Below are 11215 nucleotides of genomic sequence, written 5' to 3' on the forward strand. Positions count from 1 at the left end.
CGCCGACCTGCGTCAGGCGATGCATCGCGTCAGGACGGAGGTCGACAAGGCCGTCGTCGGCCAGGCCGGGACTGTGACCGGTCTCCTGGTCGCGCTCCTCGCCCGCGGACACGTGCTCCTCGAGGGTGTGCCGGGCGTCGCGAAGACGCTCGTCGTGCGGTCGTTCGCCCGCGCGGTCGGCCTCGACACCAAGCGGGTGCAGTTCACCCCCGACCTCATGCCTGGCGACGTCACGGGCTCGCTCGTGTACGACGCGCGCACCGGGGAGTTCGACTTCCGCGCAGGGCCCGTCTTCACGAACATCCTGCTCGCCGACGAGATCAACCGCACGCCGCCGAAGACGCAGGCGGCGCTCCTCGAGGCGATGGAGGAGCGCCGGGTCTCGGCGGACGGCACGAGCAGGCCGCTGCCGGACCCCTTCCTCGTGGCCGCGACCCAGAACCCGATCGAGCACGAGGGGACGTACTCGCTGCCCGAGGCTCAGCTCGACCGGTTCCTCATGAAGCTGGTCGTGGGAATGCCGGAGCGCGACGCCGAGGTCTCGGTGCTGCGCAAGCACGCGTCCGGCTTCTCGCCGCGGGAGCTCACAGGCGTGGAGGCCGTCGTGGATGCCGCAGTCATCCGCGCGGCACAGGCTGCCGCAGCTCGCGTCGACGTGACCGACGACGTGCTGGGGTACGTCGTCGACCTCGCGAGGGCCACCCGTCAGTCGCCGTCGGTCGAGCTCGGAGCGAGCCCTCGCGCATCCACCGGTCTGCTGGCAGCCGCGAAGGCGTGGGCCTGGCTCAACGCATCCTCCGCCGTGACGCCCGACCACATCCAGACCATGCTCGTTCCGGTGTGGCGCCACCGCCTGCAGCTGCGACCCGACGCGCAGATGGAGGGCGTGTCCGCCGACGCGGTCCTCACCTCCGTCGTGCAGCAGACCAGGGTGCCGATCTAGGTGTTCGTCACCGGTCGTCTCGCTCTCGCGGTGGGCGTGGGCGTCGTTCCCGTCGTCCTCACCGGTCTCGCCGGGTACCCCGCGTACGCCGCGCTGGGCATCTGGATCGGGCTGTGCGTGCTGCTCACCGCTCTCGACGTCGTGCTTGCTCCGAGTGCCCGTTCGGTCATCGTGACCCGCCGGGTGCCGGATCGCACGCGCATCGGCGAGCTCGTGCCGGTGAGCGTGGCGCTGCAGAACACCGGCACCCGCACGCTGCATGCGCTTATCCGCGACGCGTGGCAGCCGACGGCGGGCGCGGACGGCGCCAGGCAGCGTCTCGAGGTCCCACCCGGCGAGCGCCGCCGCGCGGAGATCCCGCTCCTCCCCCGTCGACGTGGCGAGCTCGTGAGCGAGTTCGTCATGGTGCGCTCGCGCGGGCCGCTCGGCCTCGCGGGTCGACAGGCGCGCCATCGCGTGCGCGGCGCGATCCGCGTGCTGCCCGCGTTCTCCTCACGCAAGCACCTGCCGTCCCGTCTGGCGCGTCTGCGCGAGCTCGACGGCAACACCAGCATCCAGGTGCGCGGTCAGGGCACCGAGTTCGACTCGCTCCGCGAGTACGTCCGCGGAGACGACGTGCGCTCGATCGACTGGCGCGCCACCGCGCGCGCGGGCACGACGATGCTGCGCACCTGGCGTCCCGAGCGCGACCGGCACGTCGTCATCATCGTCGACACCGGGCGTACCGCGGCGGCACGCGTCGGAGACGGCACTCGTGTCGACGCGTCACTCGAAGCCACGCTGCTGCTCGCCGCCCTCGCCGCGCGGGCGGGCGACCACGTGCACCTGCTGATGTACGACCGCGTGGCGAGGGCTCGCGTCACGGGAGTGGAGGGCGCGGGCCTGCTCCCGGCTCTGACCGACGCGATGGCTCCCGTGCACGCCCGTCTCGTCGACACCGACTGGCCGAGCGCGTTCGCCGCGGTGCGCACCCTCACGACGCGGCCGTCTCTCATCGTCGTGCTGACCGCGCAGGACGCCGCGGAGTCCGCCCGGGGCTTCCTCGGCGCCTTCCCCGATGCGACGCGGGCCACGTCGATCCTCGTCGGCTCCGTGACCGACGACGGGATCGCCGACCTCGCCGGAAAGCGCGGGAGCCGCGAAGAGATCTACGTCGCCGCCGCTGCCGAGCAGACGATGAGGGAGGCCGAGAACGTCGCCGACGCGATCCGCCGAGCGGGAGGCGAGGCGATCGCGGCCGACCCGGAATCGCTGCCGCCGCGCATCGCCGACCGCTACCTGGAGCTCAAGGCCGCCGGCCGGCTCTGAGGCCGGGTCGAGCGTTGTCGAGGCTCGGGTCAGCCCGCGACGAGACGCGGGGTGCCCGCCTCGTACTCGACGAGGTCACCGGTCTCGCCGCGGAGGTATGCACGGCGGCCGATCACGAGCATGTAGATGAGGAACACCGCGAGGGCGGCGACCCCGATGCCGATCTTGACAGGCCACGGGAGCGCCCAGCCGGTGACGAATCCTTCGACGAGCCCCGCGAGGAACAGGGCGAAGACCAGTCCGATCGCGACGGTGGCGAGGGATCGGCCCTCGGCGGCGAGCGACTCGCCGCGCGATCGGTTCCCCGGCGCGACCCACGACCAGAACAGGTGGAGACCCCCGGCTGCGGCGACGAAGATGCATGTCATCTCGAGCAGACCGTGCGGAAGGATGTACAGCACCATAACGTCGGCGCGCCCGTGTGCGGCCATGACGGCGCCCGAGATCCCGAGGCCCATGGCGTTCTGGACCAGGGCGTTCACGGGCCAGATGCCGGTGATCCCGAACAGGACGCACTGCAGCGCGATCCACGCGTTGTTCGTCCACACCATCCCCATGAAGACCGCGGCGGGGTTCTCGGTGTAGTAGCCGGTGAAGCTCTCGTCGGCGTACTGCGCCAGCATGTCGGGCGGGCCGAGCGTGGCGACGAGCGCGGGATCGGAGGAGATCCAGACGGCGGTGCCGACCGCGACGGCGATGAACGAGACGGCGATCACGAGCGTTGTCCACCGAAGGCGGTAGAGGGCGGCGGGCAGCTGCAGCGAGAAGAAGCGGGCGATCTGGGTGAGGATGCTGTCGGAGGCTCCGGTGAGACGCAGTCGGGCCCGCACGAGGATCGTGGAGAGGTAGGACCCCTGCGGCGACTCCCCCACCGAGGTCTTCAGCTCGGCGAGATCGGCGGATGCCGCACGATAGCGCACGATCAACTCGTCGACGCCCGCTCCGTCCAGGCGCTCACGGCTCAACCGGTCGAGCCGCTCCCATTCGGCGCGGCGTGCATCGGTCAGCGCATCGGCATCCACCTGATTTACTGTACTCATGTCCGCGCCGCTCGATACGTCCGACGAGGTGCTCTCCGGCGAGGCCGTCGCGATCGACGTGCAGCCGATCGGCTTCGTGCTGCGGGCCGCGGGCGCCATCATCGACATGCTCGTCGGTCTCGGCGTGTTCCTGCTGTGGATCTTCCTGCGCATCTGGCTGCTCGACGCCGGCATCCTCGATGAGGCCACGGACCGCATCGCCACTGTGAGCGCGCTCGTGGTGAGCTTCGTCGTGCTGCCGATCACCATGGAGATGGCGCTCAAGGGGCGGAGCCTCGGCAAGCTCGCGGTCGGCGGGCGCATCGTGCGCATCGACGGCGGCGCCCCGGGATTCCGGCACGCCTTCATCCGCGCTCTCCTCGGCGTCCTCGAGATCTACATGACCCTCGGCAGCGTCGCGGTCCTCGCCGGTGCCTTCAGCGCGCGATCGCAGCGCCTGGGCGACATGGTCGCCGGGACGTACAGCCAGCGCGTGCGCACGCCGAAACTCGTCCCGTCCGTTCCCGTGCTGCCGCCGTCTCTGGCAGGGTGGGCGCAGATCGCCGACGTCGCTCGACTGCCGGACCGCCTCGCCCGCCGCATCTCGCAGTTCCTGCAGAGCGCGCCTCGCATGGTCCCCGCAGCACGGACGCGCGTGGCGCACGACCTGCTCGTCGAGGCGTCGCCGTTCATCTCGCCCCTTCCGCCCGTCTCGCCAGAAGAGGTGCTGATCGGCGCCACCGTTCTGCGCCGCGAGCGCGAGCGGCGGGCGCTGGAGAACGCCGACCGCAGGGCCGAGCGCCTGACGGGGCGGCGCGTCGGCGTCTAGGCGCTTCGGCGTCCCGACGCGACCACGTCTCGTCGGGGTCTAGGCGCGCAGCGCCTCGTGCCGCACCACGAGCCATCCGGCAGGGACCGAGAGCCGGTCGGCGTGCGGGGCGCACAGGTCGTGGGCGTGCGGATGGTTCGCGATGCCCAGCGGACCGAGCGCGGCCATCTGGTCGCCGTAGTCGTAGGTGAGCGTAGCCACGGCCTCACGCGCGCAGCCGACTTTCGAGCAGAGTCTTCCGTCCATCACCGTCAGGTTACGTCCGCGGAATGGCCGGGCCTCGACGCCGCGCCGCACTCGGTTCGGCCTAGACTTTCGCTATGCCTCGCAGGTCCCGCATGTCCGCCTCTCCCCGACGCGGGGCACGCCACGGCCGCCACGGCCGTCTCGGTCGCAGCGAGGTCGTCCGGCCGCCGCTGGCGCCCCTCGACGGCCGGATCGACCGCTTCGACCTGACCGTCGGCACCGCCGTGGAATTCCTCCGAGGTACGTGGCCGGAGCTGCAGGACGTGCGCTTCGAGATTGGAGCGATGCCGGCGTTCGAGAGCGCCGAGGAGGTGCCCCGCTGGTACCTCGACCGCGAGAACCGCCGGATCGTGCTGTTCCGCCTCCCCATCGAGCGACTGCTGCCCCCGGGCCACGATGACAACGCGCACCGGCGCATGGCGATCGAGAGCGCGGTGTTCCGTGCTGCGGCCGAGTACGTCGGGCGCGAGCCCTGGGACCTCGGCGGTCACGACCACTGACGCGGGGACCTCGGCATTCAGCGACGTCAGGGCATTCAGCGACGTCAGGGGTAGACGGTGATCGTCTGCTGCGCCCCCGCCTCCGGCCATACCGGCCAGCCCGCGAGCGCGCCGGCCGCCGTCATGCGCACGGAGGCGTGGACCGGACCGGAAGTGCTCAGCGAGTACGAGGTGCGGGGGTCCACCTCGAACGAGGCGGAGGATCCGGCCGGCACAGTGACCGACGACGATTCGCCGCCGAGCACCGCGACCTCGACCGTGGCGTCCTCGTCCTCATCGTTGGCGAACACCAGGCGAGGCGAAGGACCGTCGGGGATTGCCACGACGACGTCGTCGTCGAACTCCGGAGCCGGCAGGAGCCACGCGAAGTCCGTCTGCGGGCCTGAGCCGTCCTGCTCGCGGATGCCGGCCAGGACGGGCGCCTCGGCCTCGATGTCCACGACGTACTCCCCGACCGGAACGGAGGCGAGGGAGATCTCGGTCGGCTGATCGGCTGCAAGGGTGACCGGCACCTGCGTGGTCGACGTGGAGTCGCCGACCTTCCGCATCGTGACGACGGCCTCCGTGTCGGCGTCGGGCGACATCAGACGCAGCACCGCCATCTCACTGCCGTCAGCCGGCGCCTGCAGGACCTGGACCCCCGGGATCACGGGATGCCGCTGCGGCGCCGCCACGGCATCCTGCAGATCGATCCCCGCCGGGTCGAGCGTGCGGGTGAGCGAGGACTGCAGCACCGCCCGCACAGGAGATCCGGTGGCGGTCACCTTGACGATCGGGACCTCCGAGCCGCTTGCGATCGATGACAGGGGCAGCGACACCTGGGTGTCCGGGGGCACGATGACCGAGGTGGAGGCGCGCACCGTGCCGAAGACCGACAGCGAGACGGTGCTGGGCACGGCGCCCGGGTTGGTGAGCACGACGATGTCCTTCGCGCCGGTCTCGACGGTGCCGCCGACCAGCCACGACTCACTGCTCGCGGGTCGGCAGGGAGCGGCGGCGAAGCCGAAGAGGTCGTCCTCCGCCAGCGCGAACGATTCGGTTCCGGCGATGAGCGGCGCCGTGCGGTCCTGCACCTCGCCGACGAGGCGGCGCACCTCACCCGCACCGACGAGGTCGTCGGCGGTGATCGAGGTCGAGGCCGGTGCACCCGCTGTTCCGCCGCTCGTGAAGCGCGGGGATGCCGCCGACACCATCTCCAGCGAGTTCAGCGGATCACGACCGAGCGCGCGGAAGTCGCCGTTGCACACCAGCACGGCATCACCCGGCAGCGGGGTGACGTCGGCTTGCGCCGGCTCGTGGGCGATCGTCGGCAGCGAGGCAGAGATCGCGAGCACAGTGCCGGCGACGCAGGCCGCCGCGACGAGCGCCCCGGTGACCACGCGGGCACTGGTCGCCGCCACGCGGAATGCTCGGTTGGCGGTCATCGCCTGCCCTCCTCGGGGTCGGTGACGGTCGCTGAGTCCGAGTGGTGATCAATCGGACGCTCGGGAGCGGAAACCGCCGCATCATCGTTGTCGGTCGGGCCGTCATCGACGGATGAATCGGACGGATCGGATGGATCGGTCGGGTCGATGGGAGCGGCCGGTTCGTCGGCTTCGACGGCCGCTCGGGCATCTGCGTCCGCGTCGGCGGTTCCTTCCGCATCCGCATCGACCTCGTCCGCCGTTCCCGGACGCTGCACATCGGCCCCGCCGTCAGCGGCATCCTCGGCGCGATCGTCGCCCTCGTCGTGCTCGGGGAGCTCCGGACCGTCCAGGTCCTCCGCGTGGCGAGGCAAAACGAGTCGTTCCTCCGGAGCGAGGCCGACGATGCGCGGCGTCGCGCGCGCGGCACGGCGGGAGGCGCGGGTCGGGATCGAGAGGAGCAGGGCGGCGAACAGAAGCACGAGCTGCACCGTGATCACGAGACGGGCCGTCGCCTCGTGCCCCGCAGACAGCGCCGCCCGCGGAGCTGCATCCGCTTCGAGCCGGTAGAGGACCCCGCGATCGGTCGTTCCCGCCTGCACGAACCCGGGGCGCTGGTCGAGGGCGGTGATCGCCGCGGTTCCGAGCGTCCTGGCGCGGTCCGACTGATCGTCCGACACCGAGGCGAGAAGCACGTACGAGATCCCGAGGTCGCCGAGTTGTGCGGCGGCATCGAAGTCACGCGCCGAGAGCAGGTCGACCGACAGCGTGGTGATGTCGCGGCCGAGGGGCTCGGTCGCGGTGGAGAGCATCGTGGTCTGGGCTCCGAGCGTCTCGCTCGCGCCCCATGCGACCTCCGCCGCCAGCCCGCCCTCATCACGCGGGGTGAGCACGAGAGTTCCGACAGGGCTGTCCTCCCCCGCCTGCGCCGCCACATAGGCCGGCAGCGTCGACGCAGGTCCGTCGGTGAGCACCGTGCGTCCCGTGTGGAAGGCGGCGAGAGCCGGCACGGCGCACACGGCGACGGCGAGACCGGCGACGGCCGCGCCGATGATGCGCAGTCGCGGCACCGAGACCGCGCTGTCGAGCGTCACGAGCGCCGCACCCAGCACACCGAGCCACGCGAGGCTCAGGCCGTTCCCCGGCCAGATCGTGACGGGAGTGCCCTGCGCGAAGGACACGGCGATGCCGACCGCGAGGAAGGATGTGGCGAGTCCGCTCGCTGCCGCGATCAGAAGCGTGATCCCCACCCGCCAGCGCGGTGAGACCGCCGCGATCAGCGCCAGGAGCGCGAGCGGCGCGAACAGCATCCCGATCCACGGAGCCACGTCGGGGCCGAGGATGCCGACCCACCCGCCGAGGTCCGGCGACGGGAATCCTGTGGCGAGCGTGAGTCGCCCTGCCGGATCGGCGGCGACCTGAGGTCCCGCCCAGGTCAGACCGGGGTCGCCGAGCAGGGCGATGAGGCTTCCGTGACGGAGCTGCCAGGCGACCAGGGGCGCGAACAGCGCTGCGGCGGGCACCAGCACCCAGAGGAGTCGGATCGCTCCGCGCACGCGGGCACCGGCGAGGCTGATGCCGACCGCGATCACCCACAGCAGCAGCAATGCCGGGACGAGCGACGGCGCACACGCCGCGACCCCCGCGAAGAGAAGGGACGCGGCGCCGGCGGCTCCCCACGAGCGATGCGACACGACCGCCGCGTGGAAGAGCCACGGCAGCAGCAGGTGAACGAGGACGCCGGTGGGGCGGCCGTCGACGAGCGCGGTGAGGAAGGTCGGGGCCAGTGCCCAGACGATCCCGGCGAGGATGCGGAGACCTGCACGATCCGTGACGCGCGTCGCCGCGAACCATGCCCCGAGCACCGCGAGCGGAAGCGCGAGCACCCACAGCAGGACGAGGGCGAAGGAAGGGCCGGCCGGCCACAGCGAGCCGAGCACGGCGATCACCCCGGCGAAGGGATCGGCGGGCCCCACGACGTCGACGCCGAGACCGCGGATGCCCCAGGCGGCGTCGGCCCAGAGAGCCGCGAGTGTCGTGCGCAGCGGCAGCAGCGCACCGCCGCCGACGACGGGCCAGGCGAGCAGCGAAGTGAAGGTCGCGACGCTGACCACCAGGGCGGCGAGCACGGCCCACGCTCCTCCGCCGGAGAAGAAGCGGAGTTCGTTGGCCACTCCGCGTTCGCTTCCGTGACCGTCATCCAGACGGCGGCGGAGATCGGCTCGACTCACACGCAGCGGCGCGATGCTGGACCAGGTGGATGTGCGGAACTCGCGGATGCGCCGTCGCGAGCGCGACACGGCTCCGACTCTCGCCATCGCGGTCGCCGCGGCTCCCCACTCCGGCGCCACGGCTTCCGGGCGCTTCCCGATCAGATGCGTGATGGAGCGCCAGAGCGCGAGCGGCAGCAGCGTCAGCCAGTGCAGGGGAACCGCGGCAGCCGGCGCGTAGGCGAGGCGGCGGTGCAGCTGTGCGAGGCGCTGGGCGAAGGCGCGCCTGCCTCGGCCTGTCGGCAGCGCCGCGGGGCCGTCGGGCGACACCGAGACCCGGGCGGCGGGCGTCAGCACGACGCGGCCGCCGCCGAGGCGGGCGCGGACGCCGAGGTCCAAGCCCTCGTCTGCTCCGCCGAGTGCGCGGTCGGGCCGCAGCGCCTCCCGGACCTGCGAGCGGATGAGCATCCCGCGAATGTCGGCGCCGAGGACGTCGTCGCGGCCGTCGTGCTGTCCCTGATCGAGCTCGCCCGCGGCGAGCTCGACGGAGCGCCCGAGGCTCGTCATGCTCACGCCGAGGGAGACGATCTCGCGGTCGTCGTCCGTCTCCACGAGTTTCGGCGCAGCGATGGCGGCCGACGGCGAGCGCTCGAGCGTACCGACGAGTCGTTCCAGCGCCCGAGGATGCGGGGCGGTGTCGTGGGCGAGAAGCCACACCGCGCTGCCCTCGGGGATCCGCGGCCTCGCCAGGTCGATCGCGTCGGCGAACGACGTGCTCGTACGAGCCTCGATGACCCCCTCGACCAGCTCTCCGACGGTCGCGCTCTCCCGCGCCGTCGTCGCATCGCCGCACATCACGAGCGTGATCGCCGCCGCCGTGACGGTCTGTGAACGCAGAGCGTCCAGCGTGTGCAGCAGTTGCGCGCGGGCGGACGAACCGGGGCGCGCGACGATGATGGCATGAACTCGGGCTGGCATGACGTCGTCAGCCTATGCGGGCTCGCCACTCGTCGGATGCAGTGGGTGCGGCGTGGCCCGAAGCCCGGTCGTCAGCTCGCGCGGCGCTTGAGCTTGCGGCGCTCGCGCTCGGAGAGGCCGCCCCAGATCCCGAACCGCTCGTCGTTGTTCAGAGCGTACTCCAGGCATTCACCGCGCACGTCGCACGAGGTGCAGATCCGCTTCGCGTCGCGGGTCGATCCGCCCTTCTCGGGGAAGAAGGCCTCGGGATCGGTCTGCGAGCACAGCGCGTCGGTCTGCCACGCGAGTGCGTTGTCGTCGTCGGCCTCGACCCTGCGGACCCCCGGAACGCCGAGGTTGACCGGGTCGACGAACCAGTTGTCCGGCACGTCCGAACGGTATCCCGTCATCTCGATCTCCAACCCTGTATTCCGCCCCCTCGGCGGGCCGTGCACCACTAATTACACCCGTGTCATTCGCATCGGTCAAGTCGCGGATCGTAAACCCTCAACGATCTCTTGAAGGTTCACGGCGGTCCATCGGCGTGTCGCTCCGGCGTGTCGCGATCTCAGCGCGTGTCGGCTGCTGCTCCCGGCGTCGCGATGAACGCCTCGCCGGACCCGGTCAGGATGATCTGCCCTTCCGCGGCGTCCGCGTAGAGAGCGGTTCCCACCGGCACAGCCCGCCGTTCGCCGTCGGCGCACAGCACGGACACGTCACCGGCCGTCGCGAGCACCATCGTCGGGCCGCTCACCGGCACCTCGACGTCGTCGCCCGACAGTGCGGCGCGCTGCAGCGCGAAGTCCGCGACCGGCACCTCGTAGGTCGTGAGGGCGCCGCGCGCGGACGGCCGCAGCACCGGCACCTCGCCGGGGGTGGTGTCGAGGATCGACAGCAGCTCGGGAACGTCGATGCGCTTGGGCGTCAGGCCCCCGCGCAGCACGTTGTCACTCGCCGCCATGATCTCGACGCCGAGACCGGAGATGTATGCGTGCAGGAGACCGGCTCGCAGGAAGACGCCCTCTCCCCGCTTCAGCACGACGTGGTTCATCAGAAGAGCCACGACCACGCCGGGGTCGCCGGGGTACGTCGTCGAGATCGCCGACACCGCCCGCAGCGTGTCCTCCCACTCCCCCGTCGCCGAGCCGGCTGCCGCACGCACCGCAGCGATGACCTCGTCGACCTCGCCCTGGGCATCGCCGGACAGCAACCAGCCGATCGCGTCGCGCAGTACGTCGCCCTCGCCGGAGAGACGCTCGATGAGCGACTCCACACCGGTGCCACGGTCCAGCTCGGCGAGCAGCCGCAGGGTGCTGCGCACCTCGCGCAGTCCGCTCAGAGACTCGAAGCGGTCGCTGAGGGCCACGATGAGTTCGGGCTTGTGGTTGTCGTCGCGGTAGTTGCGCCGCGGGTCGTCGAGGGCGAGGTCCGACTCACGGCTCCATCCGTCGCGCGCCTGCGTGATCGTCGGGTGCACCTGGATCGAGAGCGGCGATGCGGCTGCGAGCAGCTTGAGCAGGTACGGCAGCGTGCCACCGGTGACGGAATCGAGCGTTCCGCCCCCGTCGATGTCGGCCGGATCTCCGGGGTGGTCGCCGAACCAGACCTCGGCCTCGGGCTGAGCCGCCGGTTCGCGGCCTTCGAGCTCGGCGAGGAGTGTGGTGGATCCCCAGGCGTAGTCGCGGGGCGCGTTCGTCAGGCTGAGCAGCATGTCACCAGGGTAGGGCGCGCTGCGATCAGCGGGCGACTCGATGACACGTGGCCGGAAGGATCACGAGCGGGACCGGGCGCGCGGCGCGT

The 11215-nt window shown here is 71.6% G+C and carries 10 protein-coding genes; 4 read left to right on the forward strand and 6 right to left on the reverse strand.

Annotation, left to right across the window (positions count from 1 at the left end):
- Nucleotides 1-19 precede the first annotated feature (19 nt).
- Together AUC47_RS08380 and AUC47_RS08385 are read left to right on the forward strand one after the other, a co-directional pair.
- Entirely contained in the window at nucleotides 20-943 is a 924-nt protein-coding gene (locus tag AUC47_RS08380; RefSeq protein WP_096714859.1) for an AAA family ATPase, read from the forward strand.
- A complete protein-coding gene (locus tag AUC47_RS08385) occupies nucleotides 944-2251 on the forward strand; it encodes a DUF58 domain-containing protein (protein WP_096714756.1) in 1308 nt (435 codons plus the stop codon).
- 29 nt (nucleotides 2252-2280) lie between these two features.
- Here the strand turns inward: AUC47_RS08385 and AUC47_RS08390 are convergent, their stop codons facing one another.
- Complete coding sequence (locus AUC47_RS08390; RefSeq protein ID WP_096714757.1) at nucleotides 2281-3273, reverse strand: stage II sporulation protein M; 993 nt, start codon at nucleotides 3271-3273, stop codon at nucleotides 2281-2283.
- A gap of 16 nt (nucleotides 3274-3289) precedes the next feature.
- Between AUC47_RS08390 and AUC47_RS08395 the strand changes: the two genes are divergently transcribed.
- Nucleotides 3290-4099: an RDD family protein gene (locus AUC47_RS08395; protein WP_096714758.1), complete on the forward strand. Its 810-nt coding sequence runs from the start codon at nucleotides 3290-3292 to the stop codon at nucleotides 4097-4099.
- Nucleotides 4100-4138: 39 nt separating this feature from the next.
- Here the strand turns inward: AUC47_RS08395 and AUC47_RS08400 are convergent, their stop codons facing one another.
- Nucleotides 4139-4345 (reverse strand): DUF3499 family protein, encoded by a 207-nt coding sequence (locus AUC47_RS08400; RefSeq protein WP_096714759.1) that lies wholly within the window; start codon nucleotides 4343-4345, stop codon nucleotides 4139-4141.
- Nucleotides 4346-4419: 74 nt separating this feature from the next.
- On the opposite strand from AUC47_RS08400, the gene AUC47_RS08405 reads away from it, so the two are divergent.
- The gene (locus AUC47_RS08405) at nucleotides 4420-4845 is read left to right on the forward strand and encodes a hypothetical protein (protein WP_256999488.1); all 426 of its coding nucleotides are present in this window, start codon (nucleotides 4420-4422) and stop codon (nucleotides 4843-4845) included.
- A 44-nt stretch (nucleotides 4846-4889) separates the two neighbouring features.
- Here the strand turns inward: AUC47_RS08405 and AUC47_RS08410 are convergent, their stop codons facing one another.
- The 4 genes from AUC47_RS08410 to manA form a co-directional block, all read right to left on the reverse strand.
- Complete coding sequence (locus AUC47_RS08410) at nucleotides 4890-6269, reverse strand: DUF5719 family protein (RefSeq protein ID WP_096714760.1); 1380 nt, start codon at nucleotides 6267-6269, stop codon at nucleotides 4890-4892.
- The gene (locus tag AUC47_RS08415; RefSeq protein ID WP_096714761.1) at nucleotides 6266-9436 is read right to left on the reverse strand and encodes a glycosyltransferase; all 3171 of its coding nucleotides are present in this window, start codon (nucleotides 9434-9436) and stop codon (nucleotides 6266-6268) included. The genes AUC47_RS08410 and AUC47_RS08415 overlap by 4 nt, the downstream gene beginning before the upstream one ends.
- 71 nt (nucleotides 9437-9507) lie before the next feature.
- Nucleotides 9508-9825 (reverse strand): WhiB family transcriptional regulator, encoded by a 318-nt coding sequence (locus AUC47_RS08420; protein WP_096714762.1) that lies wholly within the window; start codon nucleotides 9823-9825, stop codon nucleotides 9508-9510.
- Nucleotides 9826-9983: 158 nt separating this feature from the next.
- Nucleotides 9984-11126 carry a mannose-6-phosphate isomerase, class I gene (gene manA, locus AUC47_RS08425; RefSeq protein ID WP_096714763.1) on the reverse strand — a complete coding sequence of 381 codons (1143 nt, stop codon included), beginning with the start codon at nucleotides 11124-11126 and terminating at the stop codon, nucleotides 9984-9986.
- Nucleotides 11127-11215: the final 89 nt, after the last annotated feature.

The organism is Microbacterium sp. SZ1, from assembly GCF_002362255.1.
In the GTDB taxonomy this organism is placed as follows: domain Bacteria; phylum Actinomycetota; class Actinomycetes; order Actinomycetales; family Microbacteriaceae; genus Microbacterium.